The organism is Ruegeria sp. BHSB064 (genome assembly GCF_059613205.1).
The window spans coordinates 32,407-55,644 of sequence record NZ_JBXWSB010000003.1 but is presented as its reverse complement, the minus strand read 5'-3'; the positions used below and the strand labels follow the sequence as shown (position 1 = coordinate 55,644).

Below are 23,238 nucleotides of genomic sequence, written 5' to 3'. Positions count from 1 at the left end.
CCCGCAGCAACAGCGGGGCTTTTTTCTTAATGCGATCTTTCGCGCCGACGTCTGGCGATGTCGTGAATCACCTGTTTTGCGTCGACGGGTGGTTCTTGTTCGACCCTGCGATACTCCGACCCGTCCTTGCGCCGCGTGAGCAACCCGCAGGAAATCATCGTGCGGCGCAAAGTTGCAGGATCGTCAAAACAATGTTCGGCATTGAGGCACGCGTTGACCTCGGCCTCATGCAAGGTCCTGCCTGACGGGACTGCGGCCCAGAGCGCCCAAAGCGAAAGGGTTTGCACAGAACGCTTCGATGGCCACTGCGTCAACCTGCCCTCTGTGTCGAACAGATGAAGTGTGCGTTCAACCAAGCGGGCATTCGGCGCTGGTGGATCGGACCGGTTCTGCAGTCTGCGGCTGGCGGCACTGTCGGCCCGCATATGTTGCACGTTCTGAAACCCGGCTGCGCGCGCGACCATGTTCATCAACGTCAGGTGCGAGGGGCTCGCGTCTCCCAGCTGGTTGGACAAGGTCCGAACGAAGGGGGTCAGATCATCAATATGTAAGGGGACTGGCGTTTTGCTCATGACACATCCACATTGGGCGTTCTGCGCATTCGTTGGCCGCTGACCTGACGAAGCAACGCCCTGCGTGTTGCAATGTCAATCATGTCTCTCAGGCAGGTTTAGCACTCTGAACCAGAGCAGCGGCGCCTCGGTGTCTGCCGACCGTGACCATGGGCTAACACAACAGGAGTCCACCGCCAAGGGTCTTGCGACCCCTGTCACGCGACGTTGCGCTCGGCCATCCAGGCATCGATCCGCGCGATCTGATCCTTGTTCAGACGAAGACCCAGCTTGTTGCGCCGCCAGACAATGTCATCAGCGGTTCGGGCATATTCCTTGTCGATCAGCCAAGCGACCTCTTGCGCCGTCAGGGTAGCGCCAAAGTCTTCGCCCAGATCAGCGGCCTGTTTTGAGCCGCCCAGAACATCACGCGCCTCAGTGCCATATGCGCGGATCAAGCGTGCGGCCCAGGCGTCGGCGAGGAACGGATATTCTGCAAGAAGGTCGCTTTTCAGGGTGCCGACGGCATTTACTGGAAAGTCGCCTCCGGGCAAAGCGACACCTGCTGTCCAGGGACCGGGCAGGTCCGGAAAGAACTCGGCCACCTTCTCCAGCGCGCTTTCAGCAAGCCTGCGGTAGGTGGTGATCTTGCCGCCAAACACGTTCAAAACGGGTGCCCCACCCTGCGCATCGACTTTCAGGGTATAGTCGCGCGTCGCCGCAGTGGCGCTGCTGGCCCCATCGTCATACAGCGGACGCACACCGGAATAGGTCCATACAACATCATCGCGGGTCACGGCGCGTTTGAAGTATTTCGACGCGAAGGCGCAGAGATACTCCTGCTCAGCCTCGGTACAAACTGGCTTGGTTGACGGGTCCGAATGATCCTGATCGGTCGTGCCGATCAAAGTGAAGTCCTGTTCATAGGGAATGGCAAAGATGATGCGGCCATCTTCGCCCTGAAAGAAGTAACACTTGTCGTGATCGTACAATTTCGGAGTCACGATATGGCTGCCACGTACCAACCGAACACCCTCGCGCGAGTTCACGCGGATCTTGGTCTGGATGATGTCGCCAACCCACGGACCGCCCGCGTTGATCAGCATTTTCGCCTTTATCACACGGGTCTGGTCGCTGTCGCGATCCCGCACGGTCACTTCCCACAGATCGCCCACCCGCTCGGCGGATATCACCTCGGTCCGCACCATGATCTGTGCACCACGCGCCTCAGCATCCCGCGCGTTCAGAACCACCAGCCGGGAATCCTCGATCCAACAATCTGAATACTCATAGGCTGTCTCGAACTTATCCTGCAGAGGCTCCCCTTCCGACGTCGAGCGCAAGTTCAGAGACGTGGTTCCGGGCAGAATTTTGCGCCCGCCCAGATTGTCGTACAGGAACAAACCCAACCGGATCAGCCATGCCGGACGCCGCCCCCGCATCCACGGCATCACTGTGCTGAGCAAGCGCGATGTTGGCGTCTCGGAGTCAAACCGCATATCCTTGTGATACGGCAAGACAAAGCGCATCGGCCAGCTGATATGCGGCATGGCCCGCAGCAGAGTTTCACGCTCGATCAACGCTTCGCGCACCAGACGGATTTCAAAGTATTCCAGATACCGCAACCCGCCGTGAAATAGCTTGGTCGAGGCCGAAGACGTCGCCGATGCCAGATCATTCATTTCCGCCAGCGCCACCGAAAGGCCCCGCCCAGCGGCATCTCGGGCAATGCCGCAGCCATTGATGCCACCGCCAATGATGAAAAGGTCGTTGATCTGGTCTTCTGTCGACTGCATGTCCAATGATTCCCCGCCAGGCATGATCAGGCGCATTAGCCAGAATGTTCTTCGTATGGTCAATGTTTATGTTCGTTTATTTTCTTTTTGCAACGCTGGTATGAAAACTTCGCAGCGCTTCTTGCCAAATTCACCTAAAAGAACAAAAACGAAAGGGCGCATTACCTTGGACCCACCCCATGTCTCTTTCCTTTCGCCAATCCGACATTCTGGATATCGCCAGCTCTGAGGGGCGCGTCACGGTTGAGGGGCTGGCCGAACGTTTTGGCGTTACCGTACAAACGATCCGGCGCGATCTGACGGAACTTGCGGATGCAGGCAAGCTTGACCGGGTCCATGGCGGCGCGGTTTTGCGGTCTGGTGTCTCTAACATCGGCTATGAAGATCGCCGTGCCCTGAATGCAGATGCCAAAACCCGCATCGCAAAAGCCTGCGCCGAAGATATTCCGGATGGTGCGTCGATCTTCATGAATATCGGCACCTCAACCGAGGCTGTGGCCCGGCAATTGCTGAACCACAAGAACCTGATGGTTGTGACGAACAATATGAACGTCGCCAGCATCCTGATCGAAAACCCGGACTGCGAAATCGTGATGGCCGGTGGCGTGCTTCGGCGGGCTGACGGCGGGCTGATCGGAAACTTGACTGTGTCGACGATCCGGCAATTCAAGTTCGATTTGGCCATTATTGGATGCTCGGCCCTTGATGGTGACGGTGATCTGCTGGATTTCGATTTTCAGGAAGTTCAGGTCAGCCAAACCATTATCGCTCAGGCGCGACGCACCTATTTGGTCGCAGATCAATCGAAATTCCAACGCTCTGCTCCGGCTCGGATTGCCTCGCTCAGCGAGATCGACAGTTTCTACACCGACAAGCACCCACCCGGCGAGCTGGGCCAAAAATGCGCAGACTGGAATACGGCGCTGCACATTGCCAATTGACGTAATTTATCCGTGTCTTTTTCCTGCCTGTTCTTGCCAGACGAGTATTGGCCTGACAGTATCGTCCCAAAGTGATCATTGCAGGGATGGGGAACCTGGGCGGTGATGCACCCGAGTCAGGTTTTTCTGCCAAGCCCGGTGACAAAAAACGCGCCGACCAATCCCCAGAAAACAACCAGCGGGACCCGCACCCCGGCAGGAGGCAAAATGGGACTATTGGGCCAGCCCTTGGGCTATTACGACTACCTGACATTTGTAGCATTGATCCTGCTGCTTGCAGCGGTGATGGCTGTATTTTTGTTCCTCATGGGGCTTCCGGGACGGATCGCGATCAAACGCAATCATCCCCACGCCGAAGCCGTCAAGATCATGGGATGGATGGGATTTCTGGCCGTTGTGCCCTGGGTCCACGCCTTTATGTGGGCGTTCCACGATGGTGTCACCATCGACATGCGCCGTGGCCCGGACGAAGAGAAAGACGCCATTCGCGACGAAATCAAACGTCTGGGTGGCAAGGTAAAGCCGGAATATCAGGATCGTCTGGACACAGACGACACCAAGCAAGGCTAAGGCCGAAGGAAAGCAAGACCCATGTTCGTCGCCCTTGGCATCACTCTTTTTTACATCATTTTTGTCTGGCTCATTTTCTTCAAGCTGGAATTGCTGAAATTCAACATTGCCTGGGGCATCGTCTCGTTCTGGGTGGGTGCACACCTGCTGCTGATCTTTCTGGTGGCGTTGCGCTTCTTTCAGCCCTTTTCGGCAGACAGCCATGTGGTGCGCTCAACGATACAGATCGTGCCCAAACTGACGCAGCCCACGATTTTGACCGAGGTACTGGTTGAGCCGAACACTCAAGTGACCAAGGGTGACCCGCTTTATCGCTTCGATGACACTGTGTTTTCTCTGGCAGTTGACAATGCCAAGGCGCAACTGGTCGCGGCCGAGCAGAACGCGAAAATTCTGGAACAGGATGTCATCGCCAAAACCGAAGCTGTTGAGCGGGCAAATGCCCAACTGGCCTATGCCATAACGGAACAAGCCCGGTACGAAAACCTGGTCCCTGCCGGCGGCGCACGACAGGACGAGCTGGACCGTTGGAACGAGCAGGTGGCCGAAGATCAAGCCGGCGTGAAACAGGCCGAGGCCAATCTGAACAAGGCACAGCTGGCGCTGGAGTCGCAGATTGACGGTGTGAACACCGGCATTCTCCAAGCGCAGGCGCAACTTTCCGAGGCTGAGTATTTTCTGGAAAACACCACCATCTATGCGCCTGAAAACGGGATGATCGTCTCGCAACAGGCGCGTCCCGGCCTGGTTGTCGGTGACGTCCGCCTGGGCGCGATTGCCAGTTTCGTGACCGAGGACAACCCCTATATCCTTGCAACATTCCGCCAGCAGAACCTCAAATTTGTCGAGCCGGGTCAAGAAGTTGAGGTGGCACTGGATCTTTATCCCGGTGAAATTCTGACCGGCAAGGTCGAGGCAATCTGGTGGGCGACCCGGCAAGGGCAATACCTTCCTTCGGGACGTCTGCCCGGTTTTGAATTGCCCAAACTGCCGGGTCGAATTGCGGTGCAGATCACTGTCGACTTACCCGAGGGGCACACTTTCCCAGCGGGCGGCCATGCCGCTGTTGCGATCTATACCGGCCAGGGAAAGAGCTTTGAGTTCCTGAGGCGTATCAACATTCGCCTCTATTCCTTTGCCAACTTCATCCGACCGCTGGATATCTGAGGATGCGCGCCATGACACTCCGCCGGTTTCTGGGAACTGCCGTTTGCGCTGCTACTCTGGTGGCTTGTGCACCAGTGGGACCGGATTTCGTGCGCCCGAACTCTCCGGTCGTAAAGCAATGGATCGAGGTGAATAACCCCAGCACCGGCCAAAGCGGCCTGACATCACGCAGCGCACCCGTGGTGAAGTGGTGGGAGACGTTCAATGACCCGACCCTCAACAGGCTGATTGCGGAAGCTTACGCGCAAAACCTGACCCTTCAGGTTGCCGGTGCGCGTGTGTTGCAGGCCCGTGCGCAGTTAGGCATCGCGTTTGGTGAGCTTTACCCGCAATCGCAGGCCATAGGCGGGTCGTTGCAGCGCCGACAAATCAGCGACAATCTTGGACCCATTGCCGATATCAACCAAATCATCCCGCTGGATACGGAATTTTCGACTTCGCAAGTCGGCTTCGATGCCCAGTGGGAGCTGGACGTCTGGGGCGCACAGCGGCGCGGTGTTCAGGCCGCACGATCCAATCTGGCACTTCAGGTGGCCAATTACGACGACGCGTTGGTGACGTTGACCGGGGACGTGGCTGCTTTGTACGTCAATATCCGCGCGTTACAGGAATCTTTGGCGGTCGCCCGCGAAAACATCAAGTTGCAGCAAGACTCTGCGGACCTGACCCAATTGCGTTTCAACAACGGTATCACTACCGAGTTGGACGTGCAGGAATCCACCGCCCTTCTCAACAACACCAAAGCTTTAGTGCCCGAGCTGGAAAGTGACCTGCAACAGACCAAAAACGCCCTGGCCGTGCTGCTGGGTGTCACGCCATCCCGAATGACAAGCTTGTTGGGGAATTCCGGCCGTATCCCTTCCGCGCGGACAAATGTCGCCGTGGGCGTGCCCGCCGAACTTTTGCGCCGCCGCCCGGATGTGCGGGCCGCGGAACTGGCCGCAGCAACGCAATCGGCGCAGGTGGGCATCGCGATGGCGGATCTGTATCCGCAATTCGTGCTGTCGGGATCGATTGGCTTGCAGGCTTCGGGCGGGCGCGACCTGTTCAGCGGCAACAGCACCACCGGTCTGGCCAGCGCTGGTGTGGTCTGGAACGTGCTGAACTATGGCCGTATCAAGAACAACGTCCGCGCGCAGGATGCCGCCTATCAGGCGCTGATCGCCAATTACCAGAACACCGTTTTGACCGCGTATTCCGAGGTTGAAAGCGCCATGGTCGCTTATGCACAGGCGCGCAAACAGGTTGGGTTCTATCAGCAAAGCGTCGACGCCTCGCGCAAGGCGGCTGAGATTGCGGTCAGCCAGTACACGGACGGCATTGCCAGCTATTCGCGAATTCTGAACACGCAAACGGCCCTGCTGCGTTCGCAAGCCAATCTGATCGAAGCGCGCCAGCAAGTGTCCAGCAATCTGGTCGCGGTGTACAAGGGGTTGGGCGGCGGATGGCAGATCCGTCAAAATCAGGAGTTTCTGCCTGAGACCGTATTGGCCGAAATGGCCTATCGTACCGACTGGGGCGATCTGCTGCAAAAAACCCCAACCGGTGCCAGTCTGAACTGATCCTACTTTGTCAGCCCGCGCAGCCCGCCCGAGATCAGAATGTTGACCTCATACAGAATGCGCGGCGCGGCCAACCCGCCGGGGCTGGCCAGATAATTCGGGCTCCATTCCGGGTCAAACTTCTGTTTGAAGCTGCGCAAGCCTTCGAAATGGTAAAACTGTTCGCCATGCTCATAGACGAACCCGCCTATCCGGTTCCAAAGCGAGGCATGTTGCCGGTTTTCGATGCCTGAAAACGGCGCGGCCCCCAACGAGAACCAGTGAAAGCCCTGTTCCGCGCCCCAAACCATCATCTCGGCAAACAAAGCGTCCATGACAAAGCTGGGGCTGTCCGGCTCATACCGCATCAGATCCAGCGACAGTTCGGATTTGCTACCGCCCTGGAACAGGTTGGCAAACGCCTTGATCTTACCTGTGTTTCCATCGCGCAATACCGCATGGTCGAAATACGACAGGTACTGATCGTCAAATCCCCCTAGCGCAAACCCCTTCTCGGCCCCGGCCTTTTGCTCCAGCCAATGATCTGAAATCTCGCGCAGCTCAGGTAATACCGGCGCCAGTTTTTCCTTTGGAATAATCTCGAACACATAACCTTCCCGCTCGGCCCTGTTCTTGGCCTGCCGGAACCGTTTGCGGGACTTTCCGTCCAGCGAGAAATCTTGCAAGGGCACCCGGGCGACCTCGCCGATTTTCAGGATCGACAAACCCAGATCCAGGAAGGTCGGCAGGTATTTGGTCGACACGCTGTAGAACGCACACAGCTTTCCTTCACGATCCGCCATTTCCCGAAGCTGCCAGATCAATTGGCGGCCTGCGGCCTCATCCCCCACCGGTTCCCCTTTTGAGATCACCGCGTTGCCGGTGTCGGCATAGGCGATAAAGGCCGTTTTATCCGGTGAGATCAGGAACTGCTTGTCGCCGGTCAACGAGATCTGGGACTCGGTATCCTCACTTTCCATCACAAGCCGTTCGACGACCTCGGGGATTTCGGTGCGTTGCGGTGTTGGAACCTCGCGCCCGAACAGAGAGTTCACGGCCACAACGCCAACGATCACAGCCACAACAAGGCTCGATCGCAAAAAGCGTGAGGCGTCGCCGTTCCAGGCAAATTCCCACCACAGTGCGTTTTGGTATTCGACGTGGGAATACGCGAACAGACCAATCCAGAAGATCACGGCCAGCAACACAACAACACTGATCAGCCAAGGGATGTTCAGACGGAAAATCGATGCCCCGCTAACCCTGTAAAACGCCCCCCGAAACAGGGCCAAAAGGCCAATCGTTCCCAACATCGAAACTGCTTCGTGCGTGTCCAGGCCTTTGGCAAGTGAGGCAAAGAACCCAGCCACCATCAAAAGCATCGCGACCACCCAGGCGCGATAGAGCTTGCGAAACAAGCCGCGCGACACCAGCAACAGTAAAACACCAATGGCACTTCCGGCCAGGTGCGATGCCTCGACGAAGGACAGCGGCAGAACATCCTTCAGAACGCCAAGATTCTGCGATCCCGCAGGCAGCGCGCCCGAGACCAGCAGGATCACCCCAGCCACCGCCGCAACTCCAGCGGCAACAATAGGTACCAAGGGGCGAATGGCCCGGTACACCCAGGTCGCCGCACCGCTGATCCGGTGGCGTTGTGTCAGTGCCGAGGCCACGGCAATGGACAGGCTGGCAATGGCGAATGGCAGAAAAGTATAAACCACACGATACAGTAAAAGCGCGGCAATAACGTCGGATCGTCCCGATGCCCCCAGCCCGGCAATCAGTGTCGCCTCGAACACGCCAATCCCACCCGGTGCATGGCTGAGGATACCTACAGCAATAGCGGCGATAAAGATCGTGAAGAAATACGGGTAGCCAACCCCCAGATCGTCCGGCATCAGGACGTACAGCACCATGGATGCGCCGAACAGATCACCGATCGCGGCCAGCGTCAGAAGGCTGGCGAGTTTTCCGCCCGGCAGGTTGAACCCCACACCGGCCAATGAAAACCGCCGTCCACCGGTGGACAACCAGATGAAGAGGACAAGCAGCCCACCCAGCAGGCACAGCCCGATGGCGGTTTCCACTGTTGCGCTGACCGGTACCACCTTCGAGATGCCGTCGGGATGAAAGGTCAACAACAGACCCACTATCAGAACCAGACCCATCCAGAACGCGACCCAAGAGGTCGCAATCACCCCGGCCACGCGCCCCAGATCCAGACCAAGCGATGCATAGATCCGATACCGGATCGCCGTTCCGGTGATGTAAGAGAAACCGAGGCAATTTGATACAGCATAACCGCTGGCTCCTGCCATTCCGGCCACCGGCAAGGGCACTTTGCCATCAGCCACGCTCTGCACAGCAAACACGTCGTAAAGTGACAAGGAAAAGAAACTGAACGCTGTCCAGCACAGCGCAATGAACATCAGTTTCCAAGACGTCCCAGCGATGTCGTTCTGCACATCTGACCATTTCACATGGGCCGACAACTCGTGCAAAACCGTCAGGGCAATGCCTGTTACGACAATCGGTATCGCGATGCGCAGCCAGGGCTTTTCCAAAATCGCCGTAATACGTTCTGCCCATTGCAAGGCGAGCGGTTCGTCAGATTTCTGCGAAGTGGTCATGCTGCACGTCCCTGCCTGTTTGCAAATCCAATCGATCCAGCGATTGCTTTGTCATCTTTTGCCCAGAAACACTGGCACAAATTGTTTTCATCTCAAAGCGCTAGAGCCGCCCTTTTCGTGTGGACAGCAGCAGATTCGTCTCGGACCGAGTGATGCCGTCAAAGCGGCGGATCTGAAACAGAACTTCATCCAGTTCGGCCAGGGTTTCGGCAGAGATCTCGGCGATCAGATCCCAACTGCCATTGGTCGAATGCACCGCCGTAACTTGCCGCAGCGCCGCGATCCGCGCCATGACACGCTCTGTCCCGCGCCCTTCAATCTCAAGCATCATCAAACCACGCACCGGGCTTTGCGCCAGATCCCTTCGGGTCAGAACAGTGAAGCCGACAATTTCACCGGACTGTTTCAGCCGTTGCAACCTGCTGCGCACCGTGGTGCGCGTGACGCCCAGCGTTTCTGAAAGCTCAGACAGGCTGGCGCGCGCATCACGTTGCAACGCATTGAGCAATCGATTGTCCAAATCGTCCATATCGTTTTCTCATAAAGGACTTTCCTGACCCATTTTGAGCATTTTGCTGCCTTCACGCAAGACACTCTGCCAGCCTAAATGAGCATATGGACATGAAGACTATCATATTGGTGGGCGTCCCCATGGACGCCGGAAAACGTCGTCAGGGATGCCGGATGGGCCCGGACGCTTATCGTGTGGCCGGGCTGCAAGAGGCTTTGACCGATCTTGGCCATACTGTTCAGGATCAGGGCGATGTGAGCCCGGAAGAGACCGGCCTGCCCGACCACCCCCATCTCTATTCTTTGCCGGAATGTGTGGGCTGGACCCGCGCCCTCAGCACGGCGGCGCAGGCCGCAGCGTGTCAGGGCATACCTATTTTCATGGGCGGCGATCATGCGTTGTCCATGGGTACCGTCGCCGGGATGGCCGCATATGCGGCACAGGTCGAACGGCCTCTGTTTGTGCTGTGGTTGGACGCCCATAGCGACTTTCACACACCAGACAGCACAGGCAGTGGCAACCTGCACGGAACACCGGTGGCCTATTTTACGGGCAGACCCGGTTTTGACGCTTTTCCCCCCCTGTCCGCCACGGTTCCAACGGACCGCGTTGGCATGATCGGCCTGCGGTCCGTCGATCCTGCTGAACGTTCAGCACTCGAACAGGACCACGCCATGCTGGCCGACATGCGCAGTATTGATGAGCATGGGATAAAGGCACCTCTGTTGGCTTTTCTGGACCGCGTGCGCGCCGAAAATGCCTTGCTGCATGTCTCGCTGGATGTTGACTTCCTTGATCCCGCCGTTGCGCCCGCCGTTGGCACAACGGTGCCCGGCGGGGCGACCGAGCGCGAAGCCCATCTGGTGATGGAATTGCTGCATGAAAGCGGGCTGGTCAGTTCCTTGGATCTTGTTGAATTGAACCCGTTTCTGGATGAACGCGGTCGCACCGCCAAACTGATGGTTGATCTGGCCGCTTCGCTTATGGGCCGCCGCATCTTTGACCGCCCCACCCGGAGTTTCTGATGCTGTCGCTGCAAGCACCTTCTGCTGCTGTCATGATCCGGCCCCATGCTTTTGCTTCTAACCCGGAAACACGTGATGACAATGCGTTTCAAACACTTAGCGGCACATCCGCCAAGGCTACCTCTGCAGCTGCCAGGGATGAGCATGATCAGGCCGTACGGCGGTTACGGGACGCAGGCGTTACCGTACATGTATTTGACGATTTCGGCGACCTGAACACGCCCGACAGCGTATTTCCAAACAACTGGTTTTCAACGCATCCCGGCGGTCATGTCGCGATATACCCAATGTTTGTGCCATCACGCCGTCGCGAACGCCGAACCGATGTCATTGAACTGCTCAAACAAAAGTACCGCGTTCAGGACGTCATAGATTATTCCGGACTGGAGCAAGACAACCTTGCGCTGGAAGGGACAGGTGCGATGGTGTTGGATCACGTTGGGCGTATCGCCTACACAGTCACGTCCAACCGCGCTGACCCAGTCTTGTTGGAACGGTTTTGCACACATTTCAACTATGAGCCCATTGCATTCGAAGCCCGCGACGCCGCAGGCCGGGACGTTTATCACACCAATGTATTGATGGGCATCGGTACCCAGTATGCTTTGATCTGCCTCGACATGATTCCTGACCCTGATCGGCGCGCAACTGTTCGTGGCCGGTTAGAGGAATCTGGGCGAACCGTGATTGACCTGACACACGAACAAATTGCTGAATTTGCAGGCAACGCGATTGAATTGACGGGGCGCGACGGATTGGTGCTCGCGTTGTCGAGCAGAGCGCTTGCTGCCCTTACCCCGGATCAAGTCGCTACAATTCGGGAAAGCGCAACACCCTTGCCACTTTCCGTTCCAACAATCGAAACAGCCGGTGGTTCGGTTCGCTGCATGATCGCAGGCGTCCACCTTTCCCGCCGATAGGAGAAAGCACTATGCAACCATCCGACAAAGCCCTTGTGCCGTTTGTGTCCGTCGACAACATGATGCGATTGGTTCATCACATCGGCGTCGAGCAGATGATCACGCAAATCGCCGCACAGATCGAAGCCGATTTCAAACGGTGGGAGAGCTTTGACAAAACCCCGCGCATTCCGGCGCATTCACCGCATGGTGTGATCGAGTTGATGCCGACCTCGGATGGTGAGGCTTACGGCTTCAAATACGTGAATGGCCATCCCAAGAATACCTCGGAAGGTTTGCAAACCGTCACGGCCTTTGGTCTGTTGGCGGATGTCTATACCGGCTATCCTACCCTGCTGACCGAAATGACACTGCTGACCGCACTACGTACAGCGGCAACCTCGGCACTGGTCGGACACTATCTTGCCCCGACAAACGCCACCACCATGGCGATGATCGGCAATGGCGCGCAGTCTGAATTCCAATGCCTGGCCTTCAAGGCCATGTGCAGGATTAGTACCGTTCGGCTCTACGACACTGACCCAAACGCTACTGCAAAATGTGCGAAAAACCTGCAGGGCAAGGGTTTGACTGTTGTTCCTTGCACGACGCCGGAAGAAGCCATCGAGGGCGCCCAGATCATCACCACCTGCACCGCGGACAAGAAATACGCGACGATCCTCACCGATAACATGGTTGGTCCCGGAGTTCACATCAACGCCATCGGTGGCGACTGTCCGGGTAAAACGGAACTTCATCGCGACATCCTGCTCCGCTCGGATATTTTCGTCGAATACCCCGAACAGACACGGGTCGAGGGTGAAATTCAGGCGCTGGACGCGGATCACCCGGTAACCGAGATGTGGCAGGTCATCACCGGTGCCGCCAAAGGCCGCGTTGACAATCGCCAGATTACGTTGTTCGACAGCGTCGGTTTTGCGATCGAAGATTTCTCAGCCCTGCGTTATGTGAAGCAAGCGATTGAAGGCACAGATTTCTTCGAGCCGTTGGACATGCTGGCCGATCCCGATGATCCGCGCGATCTGTTCGGAATGCTGATGCGCGCCGGGTAAGGCGCTGTCATGGGGGCTCTGCCCCCGCCGCGCTGCGCGCGCCTCCCCCGAGGTATTTATAGCCAGATGAAGATCGGATCCCTTGCTTCATCTGGCTGAAAGTACCTCGGTGCGCGAGGCAGAGCCTCGCTTCCCTGCTATCCCGCAAGCGACGGCAGGTAGAGCACTATCCCCGGGAATGCCACAAGCATAGCGATGGTCATCGCATCGGCGATGAAAAACGGTGTCACGCCTTTGAACACGTCCTGAACGCTCAGGTCCGGCCGCACCCCGGCCACAACAAAGCAATTCAGCCCAATGGGCGGCGTGATTAGGCAGAACTCGGCCATTTTTACCACCAATATACCAAACCAGATGGCGCACATCGGGCCGGACATGCCAAACGCGCTGTCGGCTGCGCTGACGGTCTCACCTCCGTTCAGGGCCATGACGGCAGGGTAGACAACCGGCAAGGTCAAAAGCAGCATCCCAATTGCATCCATGAACATGCCCAGCACCGCATAAGCCAGAAGGATGCAGATCAGGATCATCATCGGGGACATTTCAAGCCCGGTGATCCAATCTGAAAACGCGCCGGGAAGGTCTGCGAAGCCAAGAAAGCGCACATAGATCAAAACACCCCAGATGATCGAGAAGATCATCGCCGTCAGCTTGGCGGTTTCCAGAAGCGCGGATTTGAATTCCTTCCAGCGCATTCCGTGAAACAGGGCAAAACAGAACACAATGAAGGCCCCGATTGCGCCACCTTCCGTAGGGGTGCCCCAGGCTTTGTCTCCGAACGGGTTGTAGACAAAGCAAATGATGATCAGGATCACGGCCACAATCGGAATGGCACCGGGTAAAGCGGTAAAGCGCTCTTTCCAGGTAAAGCCTGTGACAGGCGGGCCGACGGTTTTGAAGACCACTGCAATCCCGACAATTAGCAGGCCATAGATGATTGCGGAAAACGCACCCGGTATGAACCCGGCCAACAGCAACTTGCCGACATCCTGTTCAACGATGATGGCATAGATCACCAATATGGCCGATGGCGGGATGAGAGAGGCCAGCGTGCCACCTGCAGCGACAACACCCGCTGCAAAGCGTTTGTTGTAGCCCACTTTCAACATCTCAGGGATTGCGATGCGGGCAAAAACGGCCGACGTAGCGACCGACGCTCCGGACACAGCCGCAAAACCAGCCGTTGCGAAAATCGTAGACACGGCAAGCCCACCCGGAACCCAGGCCACCCAACGTTTGGCGGCTTCGAACAAGGCGCGCGTCAGGCCCGCGTAGTAAGCCAGGTAGCCAATAAGGATGAAGGTTGGGATCAGGCTGAGCGTATGCGCTGCAACCTTGGAATGCGGAACCTGCCCTGCGGTTTTGACCGCAACCGTCAAGGCTTTGCCGAAGCGGTCCGGGTCATATCCAAACTTGGCCCAGAAAATCCAGACGAGCCCAACCAAACCTGCAAGCCCCGCTGCAAAAGCCACGCGCATACCGGCGACGACCAGAACCAGCAGACCACCTGTGACCCACAGGCCAATATCAATCGTGTCCATGCTCTAGTCCTGCCCTTCGAACTGCTCGGCCTCTGCCGCCGCTTGGGCCGCAGCGTCCTGAAGAAGCGGCACCGCCACAGGGGTTTCGAGCCCCAGCACAAATGCGCGCCCATAGCCCCAGACCTGAAGCATCAACCGCACACACAGAACCGAAAAGGCGACAGGTGCCAGCAGCTTGGCAGGCCACAGTGGAATACCGATGTCGATGGAACTGTCCCTGCTCCAGAGCGGTGCGCCAAAGTCGAAGGATCTGTCGAAATGGGACCAGCTGCCCCAAACCAAAGCCAGCATCAGAACGAGGATCAGAAGGACCGAGATCAGCTCGAACAGCCACAAGGCCCGACCGTGAAGCCGCGAGATGACAATATCCATGCGGATATGTCCGCCGTCGCGCTGCACAAATGAAATGCCCAGAAAAGCAATCAGCGGCATCGCCTGTTCGATCCAGTCGACATAACCGGGCAATGGCGCGTTCATCGCGTTGCGTCCGCTGACGGAAACCACGGCCAGTACCATCAGGCCAAAAACCGCCAGACCGCTGATCAATGCAAGAAAGCGCTCAAGCTTCAACAAATGCCGGTCCAGCTGGCTCAGACGGCTTCCGTCTTCCAGCACCGTGGCCTGTCCTGCCATTCCGGTCGTTCCTTGTTATTTGAGAGAGAACCGGGCACCCGGCGGGGCACCCGGTCTGAAGGATCAGTTACCGCCCCGCCGCTGCTGCAGCGTGGATTGAACCAAATCATACAGATCTTGAGCCGGCAGCCCCTGATCCGTCATATCTGCAATCCATTTCTCGCGGATCGGATCTGCGGCTTTGGTGCGGAACTCTTCAATCACGGCGTCGTCGATCATGACCTTCTGCACGCCCTTTTCTTCAAGCACGCTGTCCCACTGTTCAAGCAGGCCGCCGTAATTTGCAAGGTAGTGATCGATCGCCTCGTCAATCGAGCTATCCAGCGCTTCGCGATGCTCGGCAGGCAGTGCTTCGTAGGCGTCGATGTTCACAACCACAGGACAATTCACCGTGCCAGGGTTCAGGTTGGCCGTCCACCAATCGGCCTCATTGATCGTGCCAAAAGACAGATGCGCGTGCTGGGCGAAGGCCACTGTGTCCACAACACCCGATTCCATCGCGTTAAAGGCTTCGGTTGCAGGAACCGAAGTCGGCACACCGCCCACAGCCTCAAAGGCTTGCCCCAAACCACCGGTTGCACGAACCCGCATTCCATCGAATTCCGCCAACTGATCACGGGGTTCGCCCGTACCCACGATATTATACTGCGGCATAGGTGAGGTCATGATGATGCGGGCATTCCACTGCGCCATCTCATCCTTGACCGCTGGATGGTCGTAAACCGCATGGCTGACGGCAACCTCTTCTTCAAGGTTGTTCACACCAAGGAACGGCAATTCCAGCACGGTGATCGCGCGGTTTTTGTCACGATGATAGCCAGCACAGAACTGAGCCATCTCAAACGCCCCGATTTCAATACCATCCAGGTTTTCGCGCGGCTTGGACAAGCCACCATAGCTGACGTTGATCGTGAAATCGCCACCGGTCTTCTCACTGACGAGTTCGGCAAGCTTTTCGACATGTTCTGTGAAGGCGCGGCGCTTGCCCCAGACAGAAGCGTTCCACTCGGTCGCGGCGGCCTCACTTACAAACGCAATGCTCAGGGCGGCGACAGCAGCACCGCTCAACATCTTTTTCATGATTTTCTCTCCCTTTGGCGCGCCTCTTCCCGAAGCGCTTGCGAAAGAAGCTAGCGCCAACATTCAGATGTGCCAACCCTAAGGATCGTGCTGATACACTGTGCGGACATCGAGAATAAGTTGAAGCCAGGTCGGACTTCCCTGTGTCAGCATAAAACAACCGAAGGTAGTTGTTACAAGCAACACTCTGTTTCACATATATTTTTACAAACTTCAGCTTGTATATTTACAAATATGAAGAGTTGGTAAAAATTTCTTTACAAACAAATTCAAAGATTACGGCAATTTATTTATTTATTTTCCGAACCCGGTAATACTTCGATTGGGGAGGAACGGGATCGACTTTGCTGAACTATCGGGCAAAAACGACCCAACGTAATCCAGTCCAGAGGGAGGAGCCTCAACGATGACTACCGCTGCCCAGGCAGATGCCAAGACATATCCGCCATCCGCAGAAACCGTCGCCCGTGCGCATGTCGATGCCGCAAAATATGCCGACATGTACGCAGCCTCGATCAGTGACCCAGACACGTTCTGGGGTGAACAAGGCAAGCGCGTCGACTGGATCAAACCCTTCTCAACGGTAAAGGACGTCAATTACGACTTTGGTTCGGTCAAGATCAACTGGTACGCCGATGGCACGTTGAACGTCTCGGCTAACTGCCTGGACCGTCACCTGAAGACCCGTGGCGATCAAACTGCGATCATTTGGGAACCGGATGATCCAAATGATCCGGCGCAGCATATTTCATATGCCGAACTGCACCGCCGCACCTGCCGGATGGCCAATATCCTGGAATCGCTCGGTGTGCGGAAGGGCGACCGCGTTGTCATCTATCTGCCGATGATCCCCGAGGCCGCCTATGCCATGCTGGCTTGCGCGCGGATCGGAGCCATTCATTCGATTGTTTTCGCAGGCTTCTCGCCCGATGCTCTGGCGGCACGGGTTAATGGCTGTGACGCGAAGGTTGTCATCACTGCTGATGAAGCGCCCCGCGGAGGTCGCAAGACTCCGCTGAAATCCAACGCGGATGCGGCCCTGCTGCACTGCAAGGACAGTGTGAAATGCCTGGTGGTCAAGCGCACCGGTGGTCAGACCACCTGGATCGACGGGCGCGATTATGACTATAACGAAATGGCGCTTGAGGCGGACGACTACTGCGCACCCGCCGAAATGAGCGCCGAAGACCCACTGTTCATCCTTTATACGTCCGGTTCTACCGGACAGCCCAAGGGCGTTGTGCACACCACTGGCGGCTATCTGGTCTATGCCTCAATGACGCATGAGATCACCTTCGACTATCACGAAGGCGATGTGTACTGGTGCACGGCGGACGTGGGCTGGGTCACGGGCCACAGCTATATCGTTTATGGCCCGCTGGCCAACGGTGCGACTACGCTAATGTTCGAAGGTGTTCCGACCTTCCCGGATGCTTCGCGCTTCTGGCAGGTTTGTGAAAAGCACAAGGTCAATCAGTTTTACACCGCACCCACCGCGATCCGTGCTCTGATGGGTCAGGGCAATGAGTTTGTCGAAAGATGCGACCTCAGCGATCTGCGTACTCTGGGCACCGTGGGTGAGCCGATCAACCCCGAAGCCTGGAACTGGTACAACGACGTTGTCGGCAAGGGTAAATGCCCGATCGTAGATACATGGTGGCAAACGGAAACCGGCGGTCATTTGATGACCCCCCTGCCCGGTGCTCACGCCATGAAGCCGGGTTCGGCCATGAAGCCGTTCTTTGGAATTGAGCCCGTAGTTCTGGACCCGCAATCGGGTGTTGAGATCGAAGGCAATGGCGTCGAAGGCGTTCTTTGCATCAAAGACAGCTGGCCCGGTCAGATGCGCACCGTCTGGGGCGATCATGAGCGGTTCGAGAAGACCTATTTCTCGGATTACAAAGGCTACTACTTTACAGGTGACGGCTGCCGTCGCGATGAAGACGGCGATTACTGGATCACAGGGCGCGTGGATGACGTGATCAACGTGTCAGGCCACCGTATGGGCACGGCCGAAGTGGAAAGCGCACTGGTGGCTCACGCTGCTGTCGCTGAGGCTGCTGTTGTCGGCTATCCTCATGAAATCAAAGGACAAGGCATCTATTGCTACGTCACCTTGATGAATGACCGCGAGCCTTCTGACGAGCTGTTGAAAGAGCTGCGCACCTGGGTCCGGACCGAGATTGGCCCGATTGCTTCGCCGGATGTGATCCAGTGGGCCCCTGGCCTGCCCAAGACCCGTTCGGGCAAGATCATGCGCCGTATTCTGCGCAAGATTGCCGAGAATGACTTTGGCAGCTTGGGTGACACGTCGACACTCGCCGATCCGTCGGTTGTCGAAGACCTGATCGAAAACCGCGCGAACAAGTGAGGATGTGATGGACGCTGCCACGATCACCACACCCGCCGTTCTGATCCTTCTCGGCCCTCCGGGTGCCGGGAAGGGCACACAGGCGCGAATGCTGGAAGAAAAGTTCGGGCTGGTTCAACTCAGCACCGGCGACCTGTTGCGCGAAGCCGTTGCGGCAGGCACAGAAGCCGGTCTTGCCGCCAAAGCCGTCATGGAAGCGGGCGATCTGGTCAGTGACGACATCGTCATTGCCATCCTGCGTGACCGCATGGCCCAGCCGGATTGCGCCAAGGGCGTCATTCTGGACGGATTCCCGCGCACAACGGTTCAGGCCGAAGCGCTGGACGAGCTGCTCGCGTCGAACAATCAGAAGATCAACGCCGCGATCAGTCTTGAGGTTGAAGACGCAGAAATGGTGATCCGCATCTCGGGTCGCTACACCTGCGCCGGCTGTGGCGAAGGCTATCACGACACGTTCAAGAAACCTGCCGAAGACGGCAAATGCGACAAGTGTGGTCACACTGAATTCAAGCGTCGCGCCGATGACAATGCTGAAACCGTGGCGTCACGGTTGGCGGCCTATCACGCGCAGACCGCACCGCTGATCACCTATTACGAAAGCCATGGCGTGCTGAAACGCACCAATGCCATGGGCAAGATTGAAGACATCGCCCGCGACCTGGAGGAGATCGTCAGCGGCGCGATGAAGTAAGGGGAGGAGATTGGCCGCAAGGCCTTGATCCTTAAAGGAATACTTCAATGAACCGCCTTGGCGGAACAGAGAAGTTACGCCGGACGTCACGGGGCGTTTGGCAATATCGAGAAGCGGTCCGCGTTACTGGAGGAGTTGGGCACGGGCCGCCCAACGAGGAAGCGAAGGAGGAACCCGCAATGGCGGATCATTCAACAAACTCCGCGCAGGCGTCCGAAGCCGATAAGGGCTATTGGCAAGCAAACCTGCGCCTCATTTACATCAGCCTCGCGATCTGGGCGCTGGTGTCGTTTGGATTCGGCATTCTGCTGCGTCCGTTGCTGTCGGGGATCGCCGTCGGCGGAACCGATCTGGGCTTTTGGTTCGCACAACAGGGATCGATCCTGGTCTTTCTGGTGCTGATCTTCAACTACGCCTGGCGCATGAACAAGCTGGACGCCGAATTCGGCGTAGACGAAGAATAAGGGAGAGCGGGGACAATGGATCAGTTTACCATCAACCTGCTGTTTGTTGGCGCGTCTTTTGCGCTATACATCGGCATCGCGATCTGGGCCCGAGCGGGTTCCACATCAGAATTCTACGCCGCCGGTCGCGGCGTTCACCCGGTCACCAACGGTATGGCGACAGCAGCGGACTGGATGTCTGCGGCCTCGTTCATCTCGATGGCGGGCCTGATTGCCTTTACCGGCTATGACAACTCGACCTTCCTGATGGGTTGGACCGGTGGCTACGTACTGCTGGCTCTGCTGCTTGCGCCTTACCTGCGTAAGTTCGGCAAATACACCGTCTCGGAGTTCATCGGTGATCGTTTCTACAGCCAGACCGCACGCGTTGTGGCGGTGATCTGTCTGATCGTTGCCTCGGTGACCTACGTGATCGGTCAGATGACCGGTGTGGGCGTGGCCTTTGGCCGCTTCCTCGAGGTATCCAACACGTCCGGTCTGCTGATCGGTGCATGTGTGGTCTTTGCCTACGCGGTGTTTGGCGGGATGAAGGGTGTGACCTACACCCAGGTTGCTCAGTACTGCGTGCTGATCACAGCCTACACCATCCCGGCGATCTTCATCTCGCTGCAGCTGACCGGTACGCCGATCCCTGCTCTGGGTCTGTTTGGTGACACCGCCAGCGGTGAGCCCCTGCTGACCAAGCTGGACGCGATCGTGACCGAGCTGGGCTTCAACGAGTACACAGCACACCACTCGAACACGCTGAACATGGTTCTGTTCACACTGTCGCTGATGATCGGTACCGCCGGTCTGCCGCACGTGATCATGCGCTTCTTCACCGTGCCGAAAGTGTCTGACGCACGTTGGTCGGCTGGCTGGACTCTGGTCTTCATCGCTCTGCTGTACCTGACCGCCCCTGCGGTTGGCGCAATGGCGCGTCTGAACATCACCGACATGATGTGGCCCAATGGTGGCATCGACGGTGGCGCTGTCTCGGTCGAGGAAATCGACACCGATCCGCGCTATGACTGGATGAAAACCTGGCAGAAAACCGGTCTTCTGGATTGGGAAGACAAGAACGGTGACGGCAAAATCCAGTACTACAACGACAAGTCCGAAGCCATGACCGCAATCGCGGAAGAAAAAGGCTGGGTTGGAAACGAGCTGACCAAGTTCAACCGTGACATCCTGGTTCTGGCCAACCCCGAAATCGCCAACCTGCCGGGTTGGGTGATCGGTCTGGTCGCTGCCGGTGGTCTTGCGGCTGCTCTGTCAACCGCTGCGGGCCTGTTGCTGGCGATCTCGTCAGCTGTGTCCCACGACCTTGTCAAAGGCGCGATCAACCCGCAAATCTCTGAAAAGGGTGAACTGCTGGCTGCACGTATCGCAATGGCCGTCGCCATCGTTGTTGCAACCTACCTGGGTCTGAACCCACCCGGATTTGCGGCGCAAACCGTGGCCCTGGCATTCGGTCTGGCGGCAGCCTCGATCTTCCCGGCGCTGATGATGGGGATCTTCTCGACCCGCATCAACAACACCGGCGCGGTTGCAGGTATGCTGGCTGGTCTGGTTGTGACCCTGGTCTACATCTTCCTGCACAAAGGCTGGTTGTTCATTCCGGGCACCAACTCGTTCACCGATGCTGACCCGCTGCTGGGTCCGATCAAGTCGACCTCGTTCGGCGCAATCGGTGCGATGATCAACTTTGCGACTGCCTACGTTGTTGCAGGCATGACCAAAGAGACTCCGCAGGAGATCAAGGATCTGGTCGAAAGCGTACGCATTCCCCGTGGTGCGGGCGCAGCTCAGAACAAATGAGCTTGATGCGGTCGTTGGTTCTTGCCTTCGACCGCGTCTTTCGATCCACTGTTCCCGCCCGGCACACCACTGGGCGGGATTTTTTAACCAGAACACCGGAGACAAAACATGCCCCTGTCCCATGATGAAATTGCCCGGTTTCTGAAATCCGTTCACCCTTATGACGCGTTGCCTGCTGACGCCCTGGATCAGATCGTAAAACAGATCGAGGTCTGGGAAGTTGAAGAAGACGCCTCAGTCTACGAGCTGGGCCACAAGTTGCCCGGGGTGTTCGTGATCTATGAAGGACAGGTTGAGATTACTGATGAGAACGGAGCCATCGTCTCTCATCTTGGATTGCGTAACTCTTTCGGCGAAAGGGGTCTGCTGAAAGATGGCAAAGCCGCCACCAAAGCCCGCGCGCATACGCCGTCGGTCCTGATGGTTCTGCCGCCGGATCTGGTGCGGAGTTTGATCGATAACCACGATGTTGTGGCAAAGTTCTTTGACCGCACACGTGGCGACCGCAGTGGTCCGCAAAGCCTGGCCACCAGCTCGATTGATGTACTGATGGCGCATAATCCGGCCACCTGCCCCGCTGACACGTCGGTTCAGGATGCCGCGCGGATCATGCGTGACAAACATATCTCGTCGCTTTGCATCACGGACGGAGACAGCTTGCAGGGCATTGCGACCCTGCGGGATATCTCAGGCAAATACGTTGCAGACGGCCTGCCCGCTTCGACGCCCATTTCTGAAATCATGACCGCGAACCCGGTTACATTGTCGCCCAGCGATATCGGGTCGGATGTGCTGCACATCATGATGGAGCGTGGCATTGGCCATATCCCGATTTCCGAAGGCGGTCGTTTGGTTGGGATCGTGACCCAGACCGATCTGACCCACTATCAGGCGGTGAACTCGGCAGAGCTGGTGCGCCGCATAGCGCAAGCTGACACCGCCGAGGAAATGGCGCGCGTGACCGAAGAGATCCCGCAGCTTCTTGTACAACTGGTTGCCGGCGGAAACCGACACGAAATTGTCACCCGTCTGATCACTGATATCGCGGATACAGTCACGCGCCGCCTGCTGGCACTCGCCGAAGCGAAACTGGGCCCGGCCCCGGCGCGCTACCTGTGGCTTGCTTGTGGGTCTCAGGGGCGGCAGGAACAAACGGGCGTGTCGGATCAGGACAATTGTCTGATGCTGGATGACAGCGTGACGGACGCAGACATGGCCTATTTCACGCAACTGGCCAAAATCGTCTCGGATGGGTTGGACGTTTGCGGGTATTTCTACTGTCCCGGCGATATGATGGCGACCAATCCGCGCTGGTGTCAGCCAGTGCGCGTCTGGCGCGACTATTTCAAAGGCTGGATCGCCAAGCCAAGCCCCGAAGCGCAAATGCTGGCCTCGGTCATGTTCGACCTGCGCCCTATTGGAGGGGCGTTTGAGTTGTTCTCGGACCTGCAGGCGGACACGTTGGCAGCGGCAAACGCAAACTCCATCTTCGTCGCGCATATGATTTCGAATTCTTTGAAACATACGCCTCCGCTGGGGCTGTTACGCGGATTTGCCACAATCCGCTCGGGCGAACATCGCAACACGCTGGACCTTAAACACAACGGCGTCGTCCCAATCGTTGATCTGGCACGGATCTACGCATTGCAGGGTGAGTTGACCGAAGCCAACACGCGCGCCCGCCTGAAAGCGGCTGAGGCCAGCGGTGTCCTTAGCCCGTCTGGCGCTCGGGATCTGCTGGACGCTTACGACCTGATCGCTGAAACCCGGCTGGAGCATCAGGTTCGGCTGGTCAAGTCAGGCGAAAAACCCGACAATTATCTTCCGCCGTCCGAACTCTCGGACTTTGAGCGAAGTCATCTACGCGATGCGTTTGTTGTGGTAAAAACGATGCAGTCGGCGGTTGGCCACGGTAAGGGTATGCTGGGCTAAGACCCCCAAGAACGGAGAG

The 23,238-nt window shown here is 57.4% G+C and carries 19 protein-coding genes; 12 read left to right on the top strand and 7 right to left on the bottom strand.

Annotated elements, in window-relative coordinates; genetic code table 11:
* Positions 1-26 precede the first annotated feature (26 nt).
* Together AC2FNU_RS01335 and glpD are read right to left on the bottom strand one after the other, a co-directional pair.
* Positions 27-572: a DUF2087 domain-containing protein gene (locus AC2FNU_RS01335; protein ID WP_496784359.1), complete on the bottom strand. Its 546-nt coding sequence runs from the start codon at positions 570-572 to the stop codon at positions 27-29.
* A gap of 197 nt (positions 573-769) precedes the next feature.
* On the bottom strand, positions 770-2,347 hold the full coding sequence (gene glpD, locus AC2FNU_RS01330; RefSeq protein ID WP_496784358.1) for a glycerol-3-phosphate dehydrogenase: 1,578 nt from the start codon (positions 2,345-2,347) through the stop codon (positions 770-772).
* 179 nt (positions 2,348-2,526) lie between these two features.
* On the opposite strand from glpD, the gene AC2FNU_RS01325 reads away from it, so the two are divergent.
* From AC2FNU_RS01325 to AC2FNU_RS01310, 4 genes are all read left to right on the top strand, one after another.
* On the top strand, positions 2,527-3,288 hold the full coding sequence (locus tag AC2FNU_RS01325; protein ID WP_496784357.1) for a DeoR/GlpR family DNA-binding transcription regulator: 762 nt from the start codon (positions 2,527-2,529) through the stop codon (positions 3,286-3,288).
* Between the two features lie 207 nt (positions 3,289-3,495).
* Positions 3,496-3,858: a DUF3302 domain-containing protein gene (locus AC2FNU_RS01320; RefSeq protein WP_496784356.1), complete on the top strand. Its 363-nt coding sequence runs from the start codon at positions 3,496-3,498 to the stop codon at positions 3,856-3,858.
* 21 nt (positions 3,859-3,879) lie between these two features.
* The gene (locus AC2FNU_RS01315; protein WP_496784355.1) at positions 3,880-5,025 is read left to right on the top strand and encodes an HlyD family secretion protein; all 1,146 of its coding nucleotides are present in this window, start codon (positions 3,880-3,882) and stop codon (positions 5,023-5,025) included.
* An 11-nt stretch (positions 5,026-5,036) separates the two neighbouring features.
* Positions 5,037-6,587 carry an efflux transporter outer membrane subunit gene (locus tag AC2FNU_RS01310; RefSeq protein WP_496784354.1) on the top strand — a complete coding sequence of 517 codons (1,551 nt, stop codon included), beginning with the start codon at positions 5,037-5,039 and terminating at the stop codon, positions 6,585-6,587.
* Between the two features lie 2 nt (positions 6,588-6,589).
* Here the strand turns inward: AC2FNU_RS01310 and mprF are convergent, their stop codons facing one another.
* Positions 6,590-9,199: a bifunctional lysylphosphatidylglycerol flippase/synthetase MprF gene (gene mprF / locus AC2FNU_RS01305; RefSeq protein WP_496784353.1), complete on the bottom strand. Its 2,610-nt coding sequence runs from the start codon at positions 9,197-9,199 to the stop codon at positions 6,590-6,592.
* A 100-nt stretch (positions 9,200-9,299) separates the two neighbouring features.
* Positions 9,300-9,728 (bottom strand): Lrp/AsnC family transcriptional regulator, encoded by a 429-nt coding sequence (locus AC2FNU_RS01300; RefSeq protein WP_171089554.1) that lies wholly within the window; start codon positions 9,726-9,728, stop codon positions 9,300-9,302.
* Between the two features lie 86 nt (positions 9,729-9,814).
* Between AC2FNU_RS01300 and rocF the strand changes: the two genes are divergently transcribed.
* The 3 genes from rocF to ocd are packed head-to-tail and all read left to right on the top strand — an operon-like array spanning position 9,815 to position 12,707.
* A complete protein-coding gene (rocF, locus tag AC2FNU_RS01295) occupies positions 9,815-10,735 on the top strand; it encodes an arginase (protein ID WP_496784352.1) in 921 nt (306 codons plus the stop codon).
* Positions 10,735-11,655 (top strand): citrulline utilization hydrolase CtlX, encoded by a 921-nt coding sequence (gene ctlX, locus AC2FNU_RS01290; protein ID WP_496784351.1) that lies wholly within the window; start codon positions 10,735-10,737, stop codon positions 11,653-11,655. The genes rocF and ctlX overlap by 1 nt, the downstream gene beginning before the upstream one ends.
* Positions 11,656-11,666: 11 nt before the next feature.
* On the top strand, positions 11,667-12,707 hold the full coding sequence (gene ocd, locus AC2FNU_RS01285; RefSeq protein ID WP_496784350.1) for an ornithine cyclodeaminase: 1,041 nt from the start codon (positions 11,667-11,669) through the stop codon (positions 12,705-12,707).
* A 137-nt stretch (positions 12,708-12,844) separates the two neighbouring features.
* Here ocd and AC2FNU_RS01280 read toward each other — a convergent pair whose 3' ends face one another.
* The 3 genes from AC2FNU_RS01280 to dctP all read right to left on the bottom strand — a co-directional run bounded on the left by AC2FNU_RS01280 (position 12,845) and on the right by dctP (position 15,961).
* The gene (locus tag AC2FNU_RS01280) at positions 12,845-14,248 is read right to left on the bottom strand and encodes a TRAP transporter large permease (protein WP_496784349.1); all 1,404 of its coding nucleotides are present in this window, start codon (positions 14,246-14,248) and stop codon (positions 12,845-12,847) included.
* 3 nt (positions 14,249-14,251) lie between these two features.
* Positions 14,252-14,881 carry a TRAP transporter small permease gene (locus AC2FNU_RS01275; protein ID WP_496784348.1) on the bottom strand — a complete coding sequence of 210 codons (630 nt, stop codon included), beginning with the start codon at positions 14,879-14,881 and terminating at the stop codon, positions 14,252-14,254.
* Positions 14,882-14,944: 63 nt separating this feature from the next.
* A complete protein-coding gene (gene dctP, locus AC2FNU_RS01270; RefSeq protein ID WP_496784347.1) occupies positions 14,945-15,961 on the bottom strand; it encodes a TRAP transporter substrate-binding protein DctP in 1,017 nt (338 codons plus the stop codon).
* 406 nt (positions 15,962-16,367) lie between these two features.
* Here dctP and acs point away from each other — a divergent pair, with 406 nt between their 5' ends.
* The 5 genes from acs to AC2FNU_RS01245 all read left to right on the top strand — a co-directional run bounded on the left by acs (position 16,368) and on the right by AC2FNU_RS01245 (position 23,219).
* On the top strand, positions 16,368-18,332 hold the full coding sequence (gene acs / locus AC2FNU_RS01265) for an acetate--CoA ligase (protein ID WP_496784346.1): 1,965 nt from the start codon (positions 16,368-16,370) through the stop codon (positions 18,330-18,332).
* Between the two features lie 7 nt (positions 18,333-18,339).
* Positions 18,340-19,023 (top strand): adenylate kinase, encoded by a 684-nt coding sequence (locus tag AC2FNU_RS01260; RefSeq protein ID WP_496784345.1) that lies wholly within the window; start codon positions 18,340-18,342, stop codon positions 19,021-19,023.
* A gap of 179 nt (positions 19,024-19,202) precedes the next feature.
* On the top strand, positions 19,203-19,487 hold the full coding sequence (locus tag AC2FNU_RS01255) for a DUF4212 domain-containing protein (RefSeq protein ID WP_171174533.1): 285 nt from the start codon (positions 19,203-19,205) through the stop codon (positions 19,485-19,487).
* Positions 19,488-19,502: 15 nt separating this feature from the next.
* Positions 19,503-21,287, top strand: coding sequence for a sodium:solute symporter family protein (locus tag AC2FNU_RS01250; protein WP_171089537.1), 1,785 nt, complete (start codon positions 19,503-19,505; stop codon positions 21,285-21,287).
* Positions 21,288-21,395: 108 nt separating this feature from the next.
* Positions 21,396-23,219: a putative nucleotidyltransferase substrate binding domain-containing protein gene (locus AC2FNU_RS01245; RefSeq protein WP_496784344.1), complete on the top strand. Its 1,824-nt coding sequence runs from the start codon at positions 21,396-21,398 to the stop codon at positions 23,217-23,219.
* Positions 23,220-23,238: the final 19 nt, after the last annotated feature.